Origin of the sequence: Candidatus Thiodiazotropha sp. CDECU1 (assembly GCF_963455295.1) — a bacterium.
Taxonomy (GTDB): Bacteria; Pseudomonadota; Gammaproteobacteria; order Chromatiales; family Chromatiaceae; genus Thiodiazotropha.
Genome location: NZ_OY734020.1, coordinates 1,600,955 through 1,622,986, shown reverse-complemented (window position 1 = coordinate 1,622,986; position 22,032 = coordinate 1,600,955). Strand labels below are relative to the sequence as shown.

Sequence of the window (22,032 nt, the reverse complement as noted above, 5' to 3'; positions counted from 1 at the left end):
ACGATGCAACTGATCAGGATATTGCAATGAAACGCAGGGATTTTCTTAAACGTACCACAGCCATGGGAGGCCTGAGCCTGTTAGGCCCTCTCGGCCAGCTCGCCTACACCAGGCCGTGTCAGGCCGCCGCACCGGCCTTTTCAGACTACAAGGCAATGGTCTGCGTATTCCTCTATGGTGGCAATGACCCATTCAATATGCTGATACCCTATGCAAGCGCGCCGGGTAGAGGCTATACGGATTATGCCTCTGTAAGAGGGAGTCTGGCAGTCGCTGACACAGACCTTGGCCTCTCCTCGGTGACAAGCGGCAATACCAATCTGAATCAGGGTAGTCTGGGATCTGGCAGCGCCAATCCCTATAACCTGAATCAACGTCATAGTTCCGCCTATACACGAGGCCTCTATCCATTGACGGCCAAGGGGATCGACCTGGCGGTGAACGGTATTATGCCGGAGTTGGCCCAGTTGATTCACGATGACCGGGTAAGCATCGTGGCGAACACCGGCACCCTGGTGGAACCGGTGAGCCGCGCAGACATCCACGCCGGGAGTGCTGAACTGCCGAAGTTCCTGTTCGCTCACGACCATCAGCAGCGGGAGTTGCAAACCGGGCGCGCCGATGATCTCGGCAATATTGGCTGGGCAGGACGTATCGCGGATGCCTGGAATGATATCAACAACAGTAATCCAATTGGACTCAACCTATCCTATTTAAACAGCGCCCTCATGCTGGTCGGCCGAAACAGCTCCCCGCTGGTATTAAAGACCGACAGCCCACCCAGTATTGGTCACCTGAGAACAGGCGTCAGCAATGACAGAGATGATCGGCGGGGATTGTTCAATGCCCTGTCCGGCGTGCAAGGCAATACCGGTCGACTCGATTTCACCGCTGCCAATACGCCGACCACAAGTGACTATTTCAAGGATCTCTACAATCGCCTGTTACTCAAATCCGTATCCACCTTCGATTTTCTGGAGAGCAGCTGGCAGGCAACCCAGATCGATTTTGCCACCACCGATTCCTATGGCCAGGCACTGTTTTCCATTCCTACCAATGAGCAGTTGGGCTTTTCCAGCAATATCAAAGGAACCCTGATCGAGCAGCTTGAATCGGTGACAAAGATGATCCATATGGGGGCCTCCGGGGTTCTGGGACCAGGCTATAACAGGCAGATTTTCCTAGTCCGGATGGATGGATTCGATACCCACGCCAGTCAAGCCCAAAACCATCCCCTGTTGTTGCGGGAGCTGAGTATTGGCCTGTGGAAGTTTCAGAAGGCGCTGGAAGAGCTGGGATATGCCCAGCAAGTCACCACCTTCAGCATGTCCGATTTCGGCCGTACCCTGACCAATAACGGGGATGGCACCGATCATGCCTGGGCCTCGAACCAACTGGTGATGGGGGGAGTCGGTAATCACTCGGCGGGTAGCCTGGACGGGGGCAAACTGTTCGGCACCCTGCCTGATCTGCGGCTTGGCGGTGTCGATGATTACGCTGACAAGGGACGCTACATTCCCACTACTGCCCAGGATCAGGTCAACGCAGCGATTGCCCGCTGGTTCGGCGTCGACGATTCCCTGATGCGATCACTGTTCCCGAATCTGGTGAATTTCCAGACCGGGGCCGATTTCGATTCGGCCTATGCCGATCTGTTTGTCTAGGGACTGCAGTGAGTTAGCGAACCTGCCGGGATCCATTCATTTTCCCTCCGGCAACCCTGGCTACGGACAATGTTTGTTTACTCTTCCAGACCGAGAGGATTGTCCGGATCCACGCCCTCCATAAAGGGGATATTCCGCATGTGGTGGGTGATCTGGTAGACCAATCCTATCCAATTTCCGATCACCGCCTCAGCCGTATCATGCCAGGTATTGTCCAGGGTATCGGTGACCAATGCCTCGGGAAACGGGGGCATTGGCTCCTGGCGTGATTTCGCTGACTCGAGACGCTCGCGATACTCATTGAAAATCGCCTGATTACGCAGGCTGAAATAGTTTTCCGGAAAAGGAGGATAGTCCTCGCGGATACGGTTGAAATAGAGTGTAACCTCTCTTTTATACTCCTTGAGCAGGCTGATGGTGTCGTACTCGGGATGACCCTGGAAGTAGACTACCCTGAAGCCGTCCTGGCTGACTGCCAAATGGACACCCCCCTCTTCACTCTCCACCAGGACCTTGAGTCCGGCCTGTCGGAATTGCTCCCGGGTAATCTGGTTGAAACGGGAGTGGGGCACATCGAAACGGGTGTTGACATCGTTCACCAGGGGGTGTTTCCGGTCCATCACCCGATGGCTGTAGACACCCCAGAGTTTGTTCCCCATATGGGTACGTTTCTGGTTATGATGGGATTGTATAACCGCATGCGTGGCCAGGCAGGAGCAGAGCACGGAGGTGGCATTGTCATGGGCCCAGTCGACCACCTCGGTCAAGGGCTGCCAGAACGCCTCCTGGGCCAGATTCGGGTGCGAAACATTGGCCCCGGTAATGATCAATGCATCCAGGCCATCCCGCTTGATCTGGTCAAAGGTCTCGTAAAAGGCATCGATATGCGCCCTGGCCTTTTCACCCCGCGGCAGTTCATCCAGGGTAAATGGATGGACAAAAAACTGTGCAATGGGATTGGCCTCCCCCACCAAACGGAAGAATTGTCGCTCAGTCGCCTCGATTGCGCTATCGGGCATCATATTCAACAAGCCGATATGCAGCTCGCGTATGTGCTGATGGGTCGCCCTGTCAGGAGAAAGGACATTCTGTCCCTCCTGACGCAGGCGATTGAAGCTAGGTAACTCAGTATGTGCGACCAATGGCATGGCTACTCCCCGTTAAAGCGCTACAGAGCGAGCATTGGATTCCCTATCGATAACTGCTTCCAGCAGCTGCAGGAAATCGGATTCACTCTTGACCATGGACAGCTCCTGCGTCGTCACTGTATAGCCATAATCCCGAGCGATTGCCTCATAACGCGGTATTCGAGTGCGAAACAGGCGCGGAAAAACCCAGCGTGTAAAGTCATATGGATCGATCAGAGAGACATAGTCCAAGGCGTTGATTCGCATGTACTCAGCCAACTGTTCATCGAGGAACGCCTCGCGATAATAGAGGGGCTTTGGACGGGACAGAGAGCGTTCGATCAATGCCGCCTCATCCTTCTCGGAAGCCTTGATATAGAGAATCAGCGAATATTCGCCAAGAAACTCCAATAAACCTGGCTCATCAAGTTCGCACAAGCTTCCACCCACATCATTGATGAATTGGGAATAACCATAGATCATGCGCGACTTGCGGATGAAGCTCGGCACATCGTACATTGCGGCGATCTCAGCCTGTCGATGTAGACCCTGACGTCGCTTGAATTCGCTCAGCGACATCCCGCCAAGCTCCGGATTGCCCAGCATGCCGAGGAAGGTGGAGACAGATTTCAGGTTGTTGAAGGCGATATTGTTGCGAATGAATATAGAATCCGAGCGCAAAAGATCACGCAGCATGGGCACTTGCATGGCCTGCTCTTTGATGCTGTCGAGAATGGGCTCGTCAAGATAGCGGGTACCGATGCGGTAGTCTCCCGAATAGTGAAACCAGTCCTTCCGCCTCAGCAGATTCGATAAACGGGTCTTGCCGACACCGGACATACCCAGCAGGGTTATACATTTCCGGTCCCAGGCACGAAATTGTTCAACACTCAATCTCACGATAGCTACGCTCCAATGCTGTTAGCTGCCAATTCTACGGACAAGCAGGGTGTTAGGAAAGTTGCCATTCACCCGGCACCACTAAACCACTTGCTACATCAACCCCAATAGCTTGCTATGATTCGAGATATATTTGCACAAGGCATAACCCAGACACTGATTGCAAGCGGATGAATATCAAAGACCTGTCAGTCATCCTGGTTGAACCCTCACAGACCCAGCGCAAACTGATTGCCAAGCAACTCGCAGAACTGGGAATCAGTCATATCGAGACCTTCAGCAATGGTTACGACACCCTGCAAGCCCTGCCCTCAAGTAAACCGGACGTTGTCATCAGCAGCCTCTACCTACCTGATATGACCGGGACCGACCTGGTGTTCGAGATGCGCGATGATGAAGAGCTCTTACAGAGCGCATTTATGCTGATCTCCAGTGAAACCAGCCTCTCCTACCTGGATCCGATCCGCCAGGCTGGTGCCGTCGCCATATTGCCAAAACCCTTCACCCGTGACGACCTCTACCTGGCCATGCAGGCCACACTTGACTACGTAGAGACGCCCAATCTGGAACTCCAGGATATCGATACCGAGGGCTTGCGAATTCTGCTAGTCGATGACAGCAGCATGTCCCGCAAGCATATTCGTCGCATCCTGGAGGCCATGGAAATTGAAAATATCTCCGAGGCCTGCGATGGTGCTGAAGCTGCAGATTTGATCAGCCAACACTACTACGACATGGTCATTTCCGATTACAACATGCCAGTGATGAATGGTCAGGAATTGATCGATTATATTCGCACCAAGAGCGGTCAACCCGGTCTCCCAATCCTAATGGTCACCAGTGAGTCCAATGAAAACCGACTGGCGGCAGTACAGAAATCCGGGGTATCAGCAATTTGTGACAAGCCCTTCACAACTGAATCCATTCAACAAATACTGCAACAGATTCTGCAGGATTTGTGAATTTTACCACTCGCATTAAAATCAAAAATAAGTTAACATTTCAGGAAGTTAATTCACATCACTCTAGAAATATTCAGGAACGAAAATACCATACTGTCTATGTCTGATGGATTTGCCATCGATTAACTACAGTAACAAGCAAGGAGTGCTGAATTTCCTGAGGCATACTGATGAGGGTTCATTATATCTACGCAGATTGACGAGATTCATCAAGGATAAGTCAAGCATTGCACAATGATGCCGTTAACGAGTAGGGCCTGTCCATCAAAATATATCTACCATTGCCACAACTGATGGATTCAAATGTGGTATAGATGACCCTAGGGTCCGAGCAATAATTAAGCGAAACCTTGTCATTATGTCTCAAGTACTTATCATTGATGACCAATCCATTACCCGTATGATTTTACAGGAGTTGGTTGGTACTATAGATAAGGATGTATCTTCAACCTGCTTTGCAGACCCCACCCAGGCGCTCGAATGGGCCAAAACCCATGATATCGACCTAGTCATCACAGATTACAAGATGCCGCAGATGGATGGCATTGAATTTATCAAGTGGCTCAGGCGCATACCCCGCTGCAATGATGTCCCGGTGATGATCGTCACCTGCGTGGAGGATCAATCGATTCGCTACCTTGCTCTGGAATCCGGCGCAAACGATTTCATTACCAAGCCTATCGATCACACGGAATGCCGTGCCCGGTGTCACAATATGCTCACCATGAGCCTGCAACGCAAACTGATAAAGGACCGGGCACTGTTGCTGGAGCGGGAAATACGCAAAACAACCCAGGAACTGCATGACCGGGAACAGGAGACCCTGATGCGGCTGGCGAGAGCCGGAGAGTACCGGGACGAGGACACCGGCAACCATATCCTGCGCATATCCCGTTATTCAAAGCTGATCGCCCATCGTCTGGGCCTAACTCATGAACGTTGCGATTTGATCGCCCAGTCGGCACCAATGCATGATATTGGTAAGATTGGCATACCGGATGCCATACTGCTGAAACCTGGTCGATTGACCGCGGAAGAGTTCATGATCATGCAACGCCATACACTGTTGGGCTACGAGATTCTCAAAGACAGCCTTTCAAAGTATATTCAGATTGGAGCAGTGATAGCACTCAATCACCACGAGAAATTCAATGGTGATGGCTACCCAAACGGGCTGAAGGGGGATAACATCCCTCTGGAGGCACGAATTGTCGCCATAGCAGATGTCTTCGACGCCCTGGTAACCGACAGGCCCTACAAAAAGTGCTGGCCTATTGAAAAGGCGATTGAGTATATTAGTGATGAGCGAGGAAAGCACTTTGATCCGGACTGCGCCGAAGCCTTTCTCAGTGAACTGCATGAGGTAGAGTTGATTCATCATGCATTGAAAGCCACCCCCAGAAGGACCGATGCAGAAGCATAACCAGGGATAACCGCATGCCAGCTACAGCAGAGCCATCCACTACAGGAAGTTATTATCACGCTACGGCGCTTATCGTAAGTTGCATCGTGATCTGTTACATGGGAGGTCAATTTCTCTGGCTGACGCCGTCGGCCGATCAGGTAGCAACCCTTACTCTTGCCTCGTTTTACAGCCTGATACGGATGACCCAGCTGATCACCATTCGCAAGCCCTTCCATCTCCCTCTGCATTTGAATGGACCGCTGGTCATTCTTGATCAAGTCTATCTGGGGGTCATGGTATTGGCCGGTCTGCCCGTCGCTTTGATGCTATTTCTGAGTGGATGGCTGCTTTTTATGACAAGACCCCTGGGACAGAGATATGCTCTTATCGCTATCCCGGCAGCTTTCATATCAATGCTTTTTGCCATCACCAGCTTGTCCCAGCTACAACTGGACACAGCAACAGCGGTCGCACTATCCCTATTGATAGTTTTAGCCGCCAGCCTCAATTCAACCTTGCCGCTTTTAAAGGCGGCAATCCGCAAACATAACCATTCAACAACCGGCAATCCAGAAGATAGAGAACCTTTGGATTCTGATTATATTCCGCAACAGGAGCCCCGTTACCTATCCCCAGTCTTGGAGAAGAGTGGGCCGCGAATCCTGATAATATCGAATAATGACAAGCGGCTCGACTTATTGTCCAACTACCTCAACGAGTGGGACTACGACTACACCACCAGTAAAAACTGCGTTCAGGCATTTAGACACATGCTCTCACGCTTTCAGGTCAATAGATTTGTCTCCTACTCGACCCTGATCGTCGATCAGCATGGTTTGGACCTTGATCCAATCTCGCTGGTACAACTCATCAAAGATGAGCCTAAACTTGATGGCATGCGATTGATCTGTTTTAAAGGCCCTACCGCTCTCCATCAACCTTCTCAAAAATTATTTCAAGCAGGCTATGATGCACTAATCGACAGCCCGCTTGATAAGGCCCAACTGTTCAGTACACTCCATGGTGTACAACAGCAGTATCCGGACTACGCCAACGTATTCAGCCTTTCTGAGCATAGAGCGTTTAAAGAGAGTCAGGCGAAACAGGATATTATTCTTCTTGCCGACGCCGTTTCGTCTGAACGGACAAACCTTAGCAAAATACTCATTCAGGCCGGATATCATGTGCGCATGGCAGATGATGGTGATCAAGCCCTTGATGCGCTTGAAGCGCTGCCTATCAATCTTGCGATTGTTAATATCAAACTTCCAATCATGAGCGGCACCCAAGTTCTCAAACTACATCGCTTTACCACACCTCACAAACAGTGGGTACCCTTTCTATTTCTCAGTGATGAGAACAATGCGGATACATTGCAACAGTGCCGCTCGATAGGAGTACATGCCTGCCTCTTTAAACCTGTGGTTGAGAATGATTTACTGGAGATAATTCCCACAATACTCACCCAACAACAGTTAACTGATCGCACCCACGGCAACTACCATAGGCCGTCAGACCAAAACAATGTAAGACAGTTTCAAAACACCAGCTTATTGGATCACATGACACTCCTGCGGTTAGAGCGTCTTGATAGTGGCGTTTCTTTCATTAATGACTTGTTCAAGATTTTTGAGGCTGAAGGGTCTGTCATATTACGCACCATGCATCAAGCGGTGGAGAGAAAACAATTTGGCCTGTTTCTCGATCAGGCACAAATTCTATTGGATAGCGCAGGCCAACTTGGTGCTTTTGCCCTGTATGAACTGAACCGTAACGCAACCAAATTACGGGCATATGAGTTCGAGTATAGAAGCCATGAAGTACTGGAAGAAATAGAGAAAACATTCAATCTCACCTTACAAGCCTACTCCGATTATCTCTCGCAGCGTGCTGCGGCGTTGCAAAACAACCGCGTATAGATCCAACAGCATTCAATACCGATTCAAGATTTGTCATTTGGACATTTTAGGGCCTGTGCTGCAGATAGTGATGTAAGGCTTGACAGGTCACTGAATAGGTCGAGGAAATATTCGCCAACATCATTACCCCGCTGTTTTCGAATTCTGGCTGCTCTATACAGGACGCCGCAGAACAGACTGTCTTGAGTGAGAAGGCCCCCATACCGGAAGCATTGTCTGCGATTGCATGCGCACAATCACGAAATTGCTGAAGCTTTCCGTTCTCTAAAGATTTCTGCATCGTTACCAGCAAAGCATCGCTGTCACGCAAAAAGCTATCTGTTATGCTCTGGAGAAAGCCCGGATCACTACTCAACTTCTCTAAATCAGCAAGCGTCTTATGATCGAGTACCTGGAGACTCTTAACTGAGCCAGCATCTCTTATTGGCTGTTCCATCAATGTGTCGGGAGGAATATTCATCGCCTCTATACCCAACACACGATTTACCACCTCAAGCAGATGGGATGAACGGACCGGCTTTGTCAGATAGGCACTCACGCCAACCTCATCGCACCGTTTTATTGCTTCTGTTGTTGCATTCGCAGTAAGAATCATGAATGGCATCTGAGCCTGATCCACATGCATGGCACGGTAGTGGTTAATAACATCAATGCCACTGACATCAGGCATTTGCAAGTCTATTATTGCCAGATCGTATGACTTTGTATCCAACAGTGCTATCGCCTGCTCTCCATTAGCAGCAACATCAACGACATGGCCCTGCAATTGTAATATTTTCGTTACCACCTTCTGATTTATTATATTATCTTCCGCCAACAATATGTTTGATTGTATGGTTTTACGTTGTAACGACTTAAACACCTTGGTCCCAGCGCCCCCAACGCCTCTGCGTTTCGCATTGAGTACATAATTGAATGCTTGCTTCAGCTTTTCTGTGGTAATGGGAAGTGAAACGACCGCGCAACAACCATCACCATCACTTGTCTTGTCATCATCTCTTACACAAACTATTGAAAGGCTGTCCAGGCTTTTTTCTGCCCTGATTGCACTGACCAGTTCATCGGTTGCAAGACCAGTGTAATTATTGTCTATAATCGCGATATCGAAGGGAGAATCCATCTTTTCCGCATTCAATAACTCCAGGAAGCCATCAGTAACACTGGTGCATACTTTCGTTATCATCTGCAGCTCTTGCAGATGATCGAGAACATGGATCTCGTCTGCTTGCAGATCTGCAAATAAAAGCACCTTGACTTCATCCAGACGTATCCCTTTGTTCGCCAGATCTCCGGGCAGTGCCGGTAATTCAAACCAGAAACGACTACCTGAACCAAGTTGACTTTCGACTTCGATCATCCCCCCCAGTAGCTCAACCAACTGCTTTGTGATCGATGTACCTAATCCAGTACCTGAATAGCGACGCGCCGTTTCATCGTCAGCTTGACTGAAACGATCGAATATCTGTTTTTGCTGAGATTCCGATATACCAATCCCAGTATCGATCACCTCGAACATTAACCAGGAATCGCCAACCTGATGTGGCTTTTCAATGCCGGGAGAGAGTTTCAATGTCACGCTCCCCTTGTCAGTGAACTTAATGGCATTGTTAAGAAGATTGATCAGTATCTGTCTCAATAGTTGTGGATCCGTACGCACCACCGGGGCGATATCCACATCGATCCAGCTCTTCAATTTAATCAATTTAGCGTCGGCGCTGGGCCGCATCATGGCAAGAATATCTTCAATAAATTGACGAATGTCGAGATCTTTAAGGGAAACCTCCACCTTGCCTGCTTCGATTTTCGAAAGGTCCAGAATGTCTTCGATCAGACTCAGCAAAGTCTCGGTTGATGCCTGTAGAGTACGCACGATCTCCCGTTGTTCGATGCCCATCGGGGTTCCCGCTAACAGATCAGTGATGCCGACTACACCGTTCAGCGGGGTGCGAATTTCATGGCTCATATTCGCCAGAAAACGGCTCTTTGCCCTACTCGCCGATTCTGCCTGCAACTTTTCATGTTCGAGACGTCTCAATAGCAGGGTGACATACAGGGTAGTTATCAAGAGCCCGACTAGCAGGCCGCTACTCATAAGCGGGTGTTGCTGCCAAAATTCATTGTTCGTTATTACAATGCCGAACCCGACCATGCTCAGTCCACTGGCCAGAAGCAGTGCAGGCGTACCGAAACGAAAACCATTACCCAGACTGATCCAGAGAAAGAATACATAGAGCATTGCCACATATTCCCCACCTACCAGCATTGCCCAGGTGACCATGCCCACATCGAACAGAATGGTCAGCTGACGACGCAATCGATAACGTTTGGGATCGATGGATATGGCAGCAACAATACAGAACGCGATAAGCAGATATAGTGAACTGATAATGCAAAGTTGTTTAATCCCCTCATCCACAGGTGGGAGGAGTTGCAATGACAGGCAGTAACCAATCATTAGCGTTGCAATCACCACGCGCACAATCGACTGCTCCCATTCCCGGCCAGGGGAGCTCTTCAATCGATTAATTACAGTTTTAATCTGCATGACAATTGCTGCGTCCTGCTTATATGTTTTTGCAAACCTGTGACATCACCGTCAATGTCCCCCGAAAGGTAAGCAAAAGTATTCACCACAAATTATTTGTGGATTCTTATGATATTGGATTATAGGTTACTGCAGCCTCAAGGCCAGAGTAATAGACACTACCACAACAATCGAGCCATCAATAGATGCCCGCTTCCCGACTTGTCGTCAAAACAGCGTACTGCAGTGAGATTTCGTTTCTTATGATATGGATAGCTTATAGAGTGGATTATTAATAAAGTATTTGAGGATTCAAAGCTTGCAGCTCAAGGGCAACGGCTGGTTTTCCTTATTATCCATAAGTTTAACCGTTTTTTCACCATTCACATGTGCCTCGTCGATCTGGCAGTGGACGGCATCTTCAAGCGAAGGCATCTCGAACATCACATTCCGCAGCAGACCCTCCATGACCGACCTTAATCCTCTCGCACCCGTGCCCCGCTGGATGGCGTCTCTTGCCACTGCGGTTAAGGCTTCCGAGGTGAACTCTAGCTTCACGCCTTCGAATTCGAACAGCCTTTGATACTGCCTGAGAAGTGCATTCCTGGGTTCAGTCAAAATCCGCACCAATGCCTGTTCATCAAGGTCATGCAATGCGGTGATAACGGGAAAGCGCCCGATGAACTCGGGTATAAGACCGAAGTGGCGCAGATCTTCCGGTTGCACCTCTTCAAACAGTTGCAGCGGATCATGCTCAGCATCGGATTGGGATGGATCCACGTGGAAACCTATGCCGTTTTTTCCCCGGTTAAAGCGTTTTTCCAGGATAGCCTGCAATCCTTCGAATGCACCACCGGCAATAAACAGGATATTTCGCGTATCCATGGCATGCTCATCATTCTGATCCTTGCGGCCCTTGGCATTCAACTTGACCTTCGATCCCTCAACCAGCTTCAACAGCGCCTGTTGAACGCCCTCCCCGGAAACATCCCGGGTACCATGTGAGGTCTCTCCGGATCGTGCCAGTTTATCGATCTCATCGATATAGATGATGCCCCACTCGGCAAGCTCCATATTTCCATCCGCGCTGTCCAGCAGACGACCGAGGATGCTCTCAACATCCTCTCCCACATAGCCCGCCTGGGTCAGGGTCGTGGCATCGGCGATGACGAAGGGAACACCCACGATCCTGGCAAGGGTGCTGGCGAGCAGGGTTTTTCCGGTACCGGAAGGACCCAGGAGTAAGATATTCGACTTATCTATCTCCACCTGATCGTCGGTCGTCGTCATACCGGTGCGCTCACTCTCCATATTGAGGCGCTTGTAGTGGTTGTAGACGGCAACCGCCAGGGTCTCCTTCGCCAATTGCTGACCGACGATGTAACGATCCAGGTTTGTCTTCAGTTCAATCGGCTTGGGTATCTGTTTAAAGGGCTTTGTGGCGGCACGGCGGCGTCCCCAGCTGGATACGACCCGCGAGGCCAGGCGCACGCAATCCTCACAGATGTGACCATCCACTCCGGCAATCAAAGGGATATCGGCGGTCTGTTCCTGATTGCAAAAAGAGCAGAAGGTCTTGCTTGTGGTCATCGCACCCTCCTATGTATGGGCAACTTTTTGCAGCTTGGCCAGCCAGGCCTTCTGGCAATTGCGCTGATGCCGTTCCTGCAGATGCTGGCGTATGCGTGGATAGGCCTTTGACAGAGGCAGGCGTTTGGCCGGCTTAATCTTTTCACAGTAGAGGATATGCAGTCCCAGCTCAGTTTCCACGATGTCGCTGATTTCGCCTTCCTGCATATTGAAGAGTACCCCATCCAGCTCCTGGTAGAGTTGACCCCGCTTCACATCCCCCAACTTGCCCCCCTCCATGGCAGTCGGACATTCGGAATAGCGTTTGGCGAACTGCTCGAAGCGATTGCCCCTTCCCGCCAGCTTCTCCAGCAACTGCTGTATATGCTGGCATGCGGCTGCCGGTGTATTCTCCGCATACTGCGGATTGATGGTCACCAGGATATGCCTTGCCTGGCGGGTTTCCGGTGTCGAGAATCGGTCATGATGCATCTCATAGAAGAGATGGATATCCAGGTCGCTCACGTCGGCACTGTTGGCGGCGACACGTTGCATCACCCCATCGAACACAAGCTCCCGATAGAGCGCCTTACGCAAACTGCTTTCATCCAGGCCATTTCCCTCCAGATCTTCGATGAATTCATCACGGTTGCCATAGCGTGCAGCCACCTCATCCACCTCCCTGTCGAGCTGTTCCTGGGAGACGACCACACCCTCCGCCTCGGGAGATGCGATTACCAAGGACTCGAGTTCGTAACTCTTGCTCGCCTTGCGATAGATCTCCTGGTACTGCATCGGCTCAAGCTGACTCAGATTTTTCTGATAGTCATTGAGCGCGTTGCGCAACATATGGTAGTTGAACTCAGGCAGGGTTTCCGGTTGCTGCTCAGCCAAGGTCATGGAACCTCCATCGTGTCTGGGCTTAAAAACGCCAAGGCCGTTTCCGGCACCTGCAGGGTCCGCCCACTGAAGCGTACATGGTAGGCGGGGCCGCCCGGATGGTGCTGCAACACCTTTTCGATCTCACCCGGATCACCTGGATTGGCAATGACCTCGCCCTGGATGCCCAAAGGCATGGTCGGTGTCACCTTCTCCCTGAACTCGAAACGGGTTGGAATCCAGGGATCGGTGGCCAGTTGCAGCTCCTGTTCCCGGCAGCCGACCCGTCGGTTGTCATCCAGGAAATCCACTGAATAGATCAGCTGGTCCTGGAGAAAGGTGCCCACGTCGCGCACATAGCCCACACTGCCCCGTCTCACCAGCAGCCGGCCGGTGGGTTCGCCGGGATAGGTGCCATCGTTGCGCAGATTGCGCACCACCCGCACCTGTGCACCATATTCAAACTTTGGGCGCAACGGGGGCCACCTGCTGGGTAAGATCGAGTAACGGCACCGTGACGGTCACCGGCTCATGCATGTGAAAGACCTTGAACACCTTCTCGGTCCGGGCGTCCGATTCGACGAAATCGTAATAGGCACTGCTGAGCATCCCGGCATACAGGGTGTGCTTTTCCTTGTCGCTCTGGGGCATCTGTTCCACCCCATCCAGATAGTCGTGGAAGCGTTGCAGGATATGCAGGCGATTCACATGCACTACGGATGGATCGTAATCGATACCGAAGTACTCGAGAAAATCCTCGGCGCTGCTGAGCTCATCCATATCCAGCTCGAATTCAGTCTCACTCATGGTCGTCTCCCGTTCATCAATTAATGGGTTGTCACACCGCCCTCTTGGCTGAGGGCGTTTCGAACCACTGTTAGCAGAGCCTGTGTACCCAGGCGGTCCTTGGCATCGAGTTCCGCCACCTTCTCCAGGCGTTCCAGGGCGGGTTGATAGCGCCCCAGGCGTAGTTCCAGATAGCCGGCGCCCTTCAGGGCCAGCATATAGAAGCGGATCATGGTCATGGAGATCATCACCCCGCTGCCGATACCCGGCTCGCTCAGGTCCCGCCAATCCTCCGGGAACTCCAGGCGTTTGCCGATCACCTTCAGCACCCGCTCCGCCACCAGCAGCGACTCCTTGAGTCGATGTTGGTAGTAGTAGAAGCGATACAGGGCCACCAGCACCATCGGGTGTTCGGGTTCCAGGAAGTAGGCCCGCAGCAGGGTTGCTTCCGCCCCTTCGGTGCCGTACTCCTGAGCGGCCCGATCGAGACACGCCTTGGCATCTGCATCGATCGGCTCATCGAAGTAGAGCTCCTCGCTGTCGAACTCCAATAGGTCGATACTCATGATCAGTCAACCTCCCTTGTCTCTGGATGGGGTGGCTCACAGACCAGCTTGGCATCGCAGCGGTTACATTCGTCATCCGCGGCCTCGCCTCCGGGGATACAGCCATGCACCCCCACCTCCTGCTCCAGCAGGCGAATGCGCTCCAGCAGGCAACCGATGGCGTCGGCCACAGGATCGGGTATCAGGTGGTGGTTGAGGTCGATCTCGTGGATACCGTCGGTCATACTGCTGCTCGACTTCACCACCTTGCCCGGGATCCCGACCACTGTCTTGCCCGCAGGCACAGGGGTGATCACCACCGAGTTGGCGCCCACCCGGGCCTGTTCGCCGATCTCGATGGGGCCGAGGATCTTGGCCCCGGCGCCCACCACCACCCGGTCACCCAGGGTCGGATGGCGCTTGCCCTTGTTCCAGGAGACACCGCCGAGGGTGACCCCGTGATAGAGGGTCACATCCTCACCCACCTCGGCGGTCTCGCCGATCACCACCCCGGCACCGTGATCGATGAAGAAGCGGCGGCCGATAGTGGCCCCCGGATGGATGTCGATACTGGTCCAGATGCGGCCGATATAGGAGATCAGGCGCGGCAGATAGCGCCAGCCCCGGCGCCACAGCCTGTTGCCCATGCGATAGAGCAGGATGGCGTGGACCCCGGGATAGGTAGTCATGATCTCGAAGCGGGTGCGGGCCGCCGGATCGCGCTCGAAGACACAGCGGATATCCTCGCCTACCTGTTGCCAGAGAGAGAGTGGCTTGGCGGATCTTTCCACCTCGGCGATGGCTTCACTGTTGATCATTGACGCATCCACTCCGACGACTCGGTGTAGATTTCCAGGTAGAAGCGGCGCAGATCCCCTACCGCCGGCGACTGTTTGGTCTGTACGGCATGTTGCCGGACCCGCCGCAACAGGAGTTCGGCCTGCTCCCGGCTCAGGGCCATGCCCATGTCGGCGTAGGCCTGGATCACCGCATGACTGCCGGAGTGCTTGCCCAGGACGAATTCATGATCGCGACCCAGGTCCGCCGGATCCACACCCTGGTAGTTGAGACGGTCCTTCATCAGCCCGTCCACATGGATCCCCGCCTCGTGGGTAAAGACCCCGGCGCCCACCAGGCTCTTCTGCCAGCCGACACTGCGGCCGGAGGCGCGCTCCACCAGTTGAGAAAGCCTGGAATAACGGGTCATATCGATGTCACCGCCCTGGGCGTGAAAACGGCGCAGTCCCATCACCACCTCCTCCAGGGGCGCATTCCCGGCCCGCTCCCCGAGCCCGTGCACCGTGGTGTTGGCGTGAGTGGCGCCGCCACGGATCGCGGCCAGGGTATTGGCGGTGGCGAGACCGAGGTCATCATGGGCATGCATCTCGATCTCGATATCGGTGATGGCCCGCAGATCGCGGATGGTATCGTAGACCTGAAACGGCTCCATGATGCCCACCGTATCCGCGAAGCGAAAACGCCGCGCACCTGCCTTCTCCGCCGCCTCGACCACCTGCCAGAGAAACTCCGGATCGGCCCGGGAGGCATCCTCACCGCCCACGCACACCTCCAGACCGAGATCGAGTGCCTCGTCAATACAAGGCGCGATCTGCTCAAGCACCCACTGCCGTGAGCGCCCCAACTTTTTACCTATCTGTTGATCGGACACAGGCATTGACAGATCCACCATCTGCACCCCCAGATCACAGCAGTGACCGATATCCTGGCTATGCATGCGGCACCAGACCATCAGGCGGGCGTTATCTACGTTCGCAGCGACAGCCCGAATGGCCTCCCGCTCCTCCTCGCCCATGGCCGGAATGCCGACCTCCAACTCCGGCACCCCCAACTCATCCAGGGAGCGGGCAATGGCCAGCTTCTCCTGCAGGGTGAAAGAGACCCCGGCGGACTGCTCGCCATCCCTCAGGGTGGTGTCGTTGATTGTGGCCTTGGTTACTGTCTCGGGCATTGCTGTCTCCTTGTTACAAGGGTAATAGCAATCCCTGTGCCATGAGCTTTTTATTCTATTAATTAAGGAGTTATGATCCTCATGTGGATCGAATGAATGTCGTCTCCGGGGAAATTGTCGGATATGCGACAATCGTCGTTTGAGCTCGAAATGCATGGGTGACTGCTTCAGTGAATGGGTAAAACAGGCTGAAGAGCGGCTTTTACTCAAATAGTGGAAAAGGCTTAGGGATTCCAGGTAGTTGGTGTTAATTCCTGATGTCTATATATTATGGTGATCAAATACGCTATGGATTGATATTCAGGAACCGCAACTTTCGGAGATAGGGATGTACATAGAAATGGATTCAGCCTCACCGCATCTGCGCTGCATAACACAATATTTGTGCCGTCGGCATAAGTCATTATTTGTGACGTCCACATAATCCACTATTAGAAACACACAATGGAAAATCAACTAGCTATTTACGCATCTGCAATTGTACTTGGAATAGTATCTAGTCTTGTCGCGTCAGCAATTTGGCTCTACTTTTTTGCACGTCTTCGTCCAAATATTGAAATCTCTCCCTTTATTTCTATCGGTGAGAATGAAACGGGAAAGTACTACGTAATAAAGCTGGTCAATAAGACTCGGAGACCAATCATAAATATTCGATGCCGGCTCAACTTGGTGCAGCCTAAATCTATTCCTGGCGGCCTTATCTACAGCAACCGAGGAATAAAACTTGAAAGAGAAGAAGTGTTCATGATCGATAAATTCGATGATAGGGACGAAGATGCAAAGTATGCGTGGCGTTTTGTCTGTAGAGAGGACCTGGAAACTGATTGGAATGAGAAACAAGGTGCATATCTAATATTTCGTGTACTCGCTACAGACTCCTTAAGTGGGCTAAGTAAGTATTTTGCGATGCGCTTCTTCACGAAAAGCGATTGCCTGCTTCAAGGAAGTCATGGTTATGGAAAAGACGTCACGGTTAAATGACAACATGTTTCTAAAAATGTATAACGTATATGGACTCCTCCTGTTTGGCAATGTGTTTTGTGGAAAAACGAAATAGTTTGGTTCACGTATATCCGGTCTTGTTTATGGGGAGCTACCCCTGACCTCAACGGTACAATACACCGTTTGCCAGATGCCTTATCGAGACGGTGGCTTCAAGAGCCGTCGTTATACCCAGGTTTTATCCGGCTGACTATTTTGTCAGTTTCCGTTAGTACATTACCTAAACTCGGCCTACAACTGTGTCTTTTGAGATGAATGAAGTGCTACTGCGCGACAGGCGCCCTATATTCATCCCCGCTGATTAAAATAGACCAGGCCATTCTGACTATCTTATTGGCCAATGCCACAGCCGTATTATTTGCATGTTTTGTAGAAAGTTGTTGGCGTACCCAAGCACTCAATCCATCCTTCTTGCCGTGTACTCTATGCAGGGTAGACCGCGCGCCATGCACCAGCAAACAGCGAAGATACTTGTCACCCCGCTTAGTGATTTTTCCAAGCCTATTCTTTCCACCACTTCCGGAATGGGATGGAACCAAGCCCAGACTTGCACTGGCATCTCGACCTCGACGGAAGGCACTGCCATCACCTAAGCGAGCATAGAGCATGCTTGCTACCAGCCAACCGACACCAGGTATCTTTTCGAGTCGTAAACAGGCATCAATTTTCTTTGCGTGATTGACAAGTGTGCTGGTCGTCTCCTCAATGATTTTATCCAGGACCAATAACTGGTTGTATAAATGCCACAAAGCGCTCCTTGCGACGGTCGTTAATTCGTTTTCTGCATCTTCTAAAGCTGAAGTAATCTGCTGGCGCAGTCGATGTAAACCCTTGGAGAAGTTAATCCCATATTCCATGGCAAAGCCTCTGATGCGGTTACCTAACTGTGTCCTTTGTTTGATATAGCCACTGCGTAGTTTATGCTGAATTGCCAGATCCTGTTGCTCCAAGGTACGTATGGTAACAAAGTAGATATTGGGATTCTTGGATGCTTCGTAAATGGCTACGGCATCGTTTTTGTCACTTTTGTTGCCACTACGGTATTTAGCAACCAGATGGGGTGGAATCAGCTGCGCCTTGTAGCCTAATTGCGTGAAACGTCTTCCCCAGTAATGAGCTGATCCGCAGGCTTCCATATAGATACAAGCTTCTGGATGTTGCAATACCAGTTGTACTAATCGCTTCGAATTCATGCCCTTATTGATCAACTTCTTACCATACTTATTAAAAACAGCAACTTGGAACACGTCTTTGGCGAGGTCTATGGTGATTGTGGTAATATTTTTCATGGTATGGGCTCCGTTGGTTTTGGTCGACCTGTCACTTTAGCGAGATTTCAGCTTAAGGTGGAGGAGTCCATACCATTGAGACAATGGGTCTCGTTAATAAAGCTGTTGTGCATATAGACATCATCGAGATAAATAATTATTACGGAAGACATTGTCGCAAGGGTAGCAAGATCAGTCGTTGAAGGCGTAATTCTTGCTATTTTTGGAAGTCGGCGGGGCTGGTGGTGGAAGCCAAATGGCGGGCGCATAATTTGAAACACCTATGTCATCCTTTAAACCCACCCGCAATGGACCCAGGGCATGTTCGTGATCAATTGCTTTCCGTGAACGTAGAGCCACACAACTTCCTCAAATCTGCGAAAGGTGAGGCTACACTTTTTCAAAGAGGTTATGGGGTAAACTGGTTTGCACGGAAAAATACAAAAGAGACATATAGCAACGTTCAGCGACGCTGTTGCTCAGGAATATTGAACTGTTTTGCAGCAAACATCATTACACAAAGCTAAGAAGTAGAGAATAAATGCATAACAAAGCCAGCCAGATGCAAACTGCGCTCCTTCACTGCGTTAATTAGATATGGACAAGTTATTCAAATCATTAATTTTGGTTTCCACTATTTCCTATACGCTATGGTTCTTCCAACCATACAACACAGATGTCATTTTTGATCAAGACAGCTTAACAGCTCTTGAATGGGTAGGTTTTGGAGGGAACTACTACTATCTTTTCTATGTTTCATATCTGTTTCTTATTTTTTATATAGTCTCAGCTATTGGAATGCTCATATATTTGAATTGGGCGAGAACCCTATTTATCGTATTAACTATAGCCTCCATTTTATTATCATCATTAGCAGGGCTCTCGGTGTCCACTACCATAGACAGTATTTTGGGTAATATTATTGGACTATGTGATGGCGCTATAATATTTATGGCCTATTTTTCGTCCGTTTCATCGAAGTTTACAACGCACAACAATTCGTTAAGTGAACAAACATAGTTCCATGAATATATTGAGAGGGAAATCACTATCAGCGCTCTGCATACTCTTGTGCATACCCAACATAGCTTCAGCAAATGCCGGCGTACCCATGATTTTTCTCGTTATGCCAGCATTAGGATTATCAATCATTCCAATAATCCTCATCGAGGCAATGTACCTGAGCAGGAAACTGGGGCTAAAAACTGCCAGTGCTGTAAAGACCACCACTATTTCCAATCTCGTATCAACCTTAGCAGGCGTGCCATTGACTTGGTTGTTATTGGTTCTAGTCCAAATGGTTGCAGGCGGCGGTGGCGCCTTCGGTCTGGATACGATGCTAGGCAAGGTGTTGTCTGTTACTTTTCAGGCTGCTTGGCTGATTCCCTATGAATCCGAGCTGTATTGGATGATACCTGTGGCTGGATTGGTACTTTTGGTGCCGTTCTTTTTTGTCTCTTGGTGGTCAGAATATTTGGTGACAAAGAAGATTCTGCACGATCATCCAGCACAGACCGTAAAGGTGGTGGTGCGCAATGCAAACATTATTACATACACTCTACTTGTACTATGGCCTATAGGATTTTGGGTAATTAACAATACGACAGGTCAATAAAAAGTTAACAAATAACTCCAGCAGGCCTCCAATGATATACGCCGCTAAGATTGAAGTTACAAAGCATCATCAACAGGAAACGTGTTACCAATGAATAAGATATTTTACTTAATCCTTCTACTTGCGGCTTCTTCACTCTCTTATGGGGCGATCACAGCGATCACTGAAAATGGCGACACCGTTATTTTGAAAGAGGATGGGTCGTGGCACTATAAAGATACGAATACAGTCGTAAATGAAACCATTGAAACTAATAAGACCCACTTTATAAAAGGGGAAAAGAGTTCATTCAACCTCAAAAGCAAGATCACCGGCGCCTCCTTTTGGATAGATCCGAAAGAGTGGAGTTTTAAACGCGATGATAGCAGTGAAACCAGTGAATATTCCCTCAAAGCACCTGATACGGACCTGTACGGTATGGTCATATCCGAAGGATTGGAGGTAAAGCCCGAGGAGCTTGTTAAGTTGGCGTTTGAAAATGCAAGGAACGTTGCTGCGGATATGAGAGTAGTCAAGAAGGAGTATCGTATTGTGAATGGTATCAAAGTGATACATATGATCATGCGTGGAACGATACAGAGTATCGATTTTACCTACATTGGGTATTACCACTCAAACAACTCCGGGTCTACGCAGTATTTAACCTATACAGGTACAAATCTCGTACCGAAGTACAAAGACAAAATATATTCACTCTTGAACGGATTTGACGTACAAAAATAGATTTACAACAAGATTATCAAACTGACTGTAGTAATTTTCAGTCGTAGTCGCTGTAGGTCTGATGGAATGACCACAAGCTTGTGCTTGTTCCTGATATTAAAGTGGTATTTGGTCACTAGGGAGAATTAATGAGAAATAGTAAATATGCACTTATTTTCATAGCTTTGTTCACTACTGAGGTAAATGCTGAACAATGCGAAGCTAAGCTGCCTGACTCCTCAATCTATACAGGTGAATGTAAAGACGAGCTATTTAATGGACAGGGAAAGCTCGTTTGGAGTGATGGAACCTACTATGAAGGTGAATTTATTGATGGTTTACTTCATGGACAGGGTAAATATGTACACACTACCGGATGGAGTAGTGAAGGCACTTATTATAAAGGATCTCTAACCGGTAATGGAATTCACATAAACCCAACGATTGGTACTTACGAGGGAGAGTTCAAGAACGATCAATTTCATGGGAATGGGACATTTATAAATATCCATGGAGATAAGTGGTTGGTGCATATAAAAACGGCATCCAGCATGGAAAGGCTACTTGTATCTACAGAGACGGCACCAAAGTGATCGCAGAGTTCAAAGCAGGCATACTCGAAGGAAATGGTATGACACTTTTACCAAACGGCGACAAATACGTTGGGGAATACAAAGCAGGTTTTTGGCAAGGATACGGCATTTATGAGTATGAAAACGGCGACAGGTACGAAGGACAATTTTCCAACGGGATGAAAAACGGCAAAGGTGTTTTTATTTATAGTGACACTGAGGAACGTTTGGAGGGTATATGGAGTAATGATGAGTATCTCGAGTCAAGCCCCATGAACTGCAAACCCACTACAGCACATACTTAATAGTGTTCTTACAAGTAAGCAATCAATTGTCCGCTTCGCTCACTGGAACTCAGGTTTACTCTGTACCGCCATGAGTTTAATGAACCTTAAGATTAAAATCACTTCATCTAAACATTACATTAAGAATAACTTTTATCGAAATCGGGTATCAGGATAAATAATGCAAGTAAAAAACAGGTTAATTTTACTGTGCAACCTATTGATCATTTCTGTGGTAATTTCCCCTGCTTCAGCAGCTGCAAAGAAACAAGGCACTCTGGAGGAATGCCAATATATAAAAAAACGCATCGAGCACTTCACAGAGCTACGTCGTTCCGGT

The 22,032-nt window shown here is 49.9% G+C and carries 20 protein-coding genes; 9 read left to right on the top strand and 11 right to left on the bottom strand.

Annotated elements, in window-relative coordinates; genetic code table 11:
- The first annotated feature begins 26 nt into the window (after positions 1-26).
- Positions 27-1,664 (top strand): DUF1501 domain-containing protein, encoded by a 1,638-nt coding sequence (locus tag R2K28_RS07425; RefSeq protein WP_316368838.1) that lies wholly within the window; start codon positions 27-29, stop codon positions 1,662-1,664.
- Between the two features lie 77 nt (positions 1,665-1,741).
- On the opposite strand, the gene metA is transcribed toward R2K28_RS07425, so the two are convergent.
- Together metA and R2K28_RS07415 are read right to left on the bottom strand one after the other, a co-directional pair.
- A complete protein-coding gene (gene metA / locus R2K28_RS07420) occupies positions 1,742-2,812 on the bottom strand; it encodes a homoserine O-succinyltransferase MetA (RefSeq protein ID WP_316368837.1) in 1,071 nt (356 codons plus the stop codon).
- A 12-nt stretch (positions 2,813-2,824) separates the two neighbouring features.
- The gene (locus R2K28_RS07415) at positions 2,825-3,691 is read right to left on the bottom strand and encodes an ATPase (protein ID WP_316368836.1); all 867 of its coding nucleotides are present in this window, start codon (positions 3,689-3,691) and stop codon (positions 2,825-2,827) included.
- Between the two features lie 170 nt (positions 3,692-3,861).
- Between R2K28_RS07415 and R2K28_RS07410 the strand changes: the two genes are divergently transcribed.
- From R2K28_RS07410 to R2K28_RS07400, 3 genes are all read left to right on the top strand, one after another.
- Positions 3,862-4,653, top strand: coding sequence for a response regulator (locus R2K28_RS07410; protein ID WP_316368835.1), 792 nt, complete (start codon positions 3,862-3,864; stop codon positions 4,651-4,653).
- Between the two features lie 358 nt (positions 4,654-5,011).
- Complete coding sequence (locus tag R2K28_RS07405; protein WP_116448547.1) at positions 5,012-6,076, top strand: HD domain-containing phosphohydrolase; 1,065 nt, start codon at positions 5,012-5,014, stop codon at positions 6,074-6,076.
- Positions 6,077-6,090: 14 nt separating this feature from the next.
- Positions 6,091-7,977 (top strand): response regulator, encoded by a 1,887-nt coding sequence (locus R2K28_RS07400; RefSeq protein WP_316368833.1) that lies wholly within the window; start codon positions 6,091-6,093, stop codon positions 7,975-7,977.
- A 46-nt stretch (positions 7,978-8,023) separates the two neighbouring features.
- Here R2K28_RS07400 and R2K28_RS07395 read toward each other — a convergent pair whose 3' ends face one another.
- The 8 genes from R2K28_RS07395 to nifV form a co-directional block, all read right to left on the bottom strand.
- On the bottom strand, positions 8,024-10,522 hold the full coding sequence (locus tag R2K28_RS07395) for an ATP-binding protein (RefSeq protein ID WP_316368832.1): 2,499 nt from the start codon (positions 10,520-10,522) through the stop codon (positions 8,024-8,026).
- A gap of 291 nt (positions 10,523-10,813) precedes the next feature.
- A complete protein-coding gene (clpX, locus tag R2K28_RS07390; protein WP_316368830.1) occupies positions 10,814-12,091 on the bottom strand; it encodes an ATP-dependent Clp protease ATP-binding subunit ClpX in 1,278 nt (425 codons plus the stop codon).
- A gap of 9 nt (positions 12,092-12,100) precedes the next feature.
- Positions 12,101-12,970, bottom strand: a complete 870-nt coding sequence (nifM, locus tag R2K28_RS07385; RefSeq protein ID WP_316368828.1) for a nitrogen fixation protein NifM — start codon at positions 12,968-12,970, stop codon at positions 12,101-12,103.
- Entirely contained in the window at positions 12,967-13,425 is a 459-nt protein-coding gene (locus R2K28_RS07380) for a nitrogen fixation protein NifZ (RefSeq protein WP_316368826.1), read from the bottom strand. The genes nifM and R2K28_RS07380 overlap by 4 nt, the downstream gene beginning before the upstream one ends.
- Positions 13,409-13,756, bottom strand: coding sequence for a nitrogenase-stabilizing/protective protein NifW (gene nifW / locus R2K28_RS07375; RefSeq protein ID WP_316368824.1), 348 nt, complete (start codon positions 13,754-13,756; stop codon positions 13,409-13,411). The genes R2K28_RS07380 and nifW overlap by 17 nt, the downstream gene beginning before the upstream one ends.
- Before the next feature lie 20 nt (positions 13,757-13,776).
- Complete coding sequence (locus R2K28_RS07370; protein WP_316368822.1) at positions 13,777-14,301, bottom strand: hypothetical protein; 525 nt, start codon at positions 14,299-14,301, stop codon at positions 13,777-13,779.
- 2 nt (positions 14,302-14,303) lie between these two features.
- Positions 14,304-15,098 (bottom strand): serine O-acetyltransferase, encoded by a 795-nt coding sequence (cysE, locus tag R2K28_RS07365; protein WP_316368821.1) that lies wholly within the window; start codon positions 15,096-15,098, stop codon positions 14,304-14,306.
- Positions 15,095-16,249 (bottom strand): homocitrate synthase, encoded by a 1,155-nt coding sequence (gene nifV, locus R2K28_RS07360; protein ID WP_316368820.1) that lies wholly within the window; start codon positions 16,247-16,249, stop codon positions 15,095-15,097. The genes cysE and nifV overlap by 4 nt, the downstream gene beginning before the upstream one ends.
- 444 nt (positions 16,250-16,693) lie before the next feature.
- On the opposite strand from nifV, the gene R2K28_RS07355 reads away from it, so the two are divergent.
- Positions 16,694-17,230 carry a hypothetical protein gene (locus tag R2K28_RS07355; RefSeq protein WP_316368819.1) on the top strand — a complete coding sequence of 179 codons (537 nt, stop codon included), beginning with the start codon at positions 16,694-16,696 and terminating at the stop codon, positions 17,228-17,230.
- 284 nt (positions 17,231-17,514) lie between these two features.
- Here R2K28_RS07355 and R2K28_RS07350 read toward each other — a convergent pair whose 3' ends face one another.
- Positions 17,515-18,540, bottom strand: a complete 1,026-nt coding sequence (locus tag R2K28_RS07350) for an IS110 family transposase (RefSeq protein ID WP_316368818.1) — start codon at positions 18,538-18,540, stop codon at positions 17,515-17,517.
- Between the two features lie 1,090 nt (positions 18,541-19,630).
- On the opposite strand from R2K28_RS07350, the gene R2K28_RS07345 reads away from it, so the two are divergent.
- The 4 genes from R2K28_RS07345 (at position 19,631) to R2K28_RS07330 (ending at position 21,713) form a co-directional block, all read left to right on the top strand.
- Positions 19,631-20,134, top strand: a complete 504-nt coding sequence (locus R2K28_RS07345; protein WP_316368816.1) for a hypothetical protein — start codon at positions 19,631-19,633, stop codon at positions 20,132-20,134.
- Between the two features lie 90 nt (positions 20,135-20,224).
- Positions 20,225-20,857 (top strand): hypothetical protein, encoded by a 633-nt coding sequence (locus R2K28_RS07340; RefSeq protein WP_316368814.1) that lies wholly within the window; start codon positions 20,225-20,227, stop codon positions 20,855-20,857.
- A 128-nt stretch (positions 20,858-20,985) separates the two neighbouring features.
- Positions 20,986-21,429: a hypothetical protein gene (locus tag R2K28_RS07335; protein WP_316368813.1), complete on the top strand. Its 444-nt coding sequence runs from the start codon at positions 20,986-20,988 to the stop codon at positions 21,427-21,429.
- Positions 21,357-21,713, top strand: a complete 357-nt coding sequence (locus R2K28_RS07330; protein WP_442871427.1) for a hypothetical protein — start codon at positions 21,357-21,359, stop codon at positions 21,711-21,713. Before R2K28_RS07335 ends, R2K28_RS07330 begins: the two co-directional genes overlap by 73 nt.
- Positions 21,714-22,032: the final 319 nt, after the last annotated feature.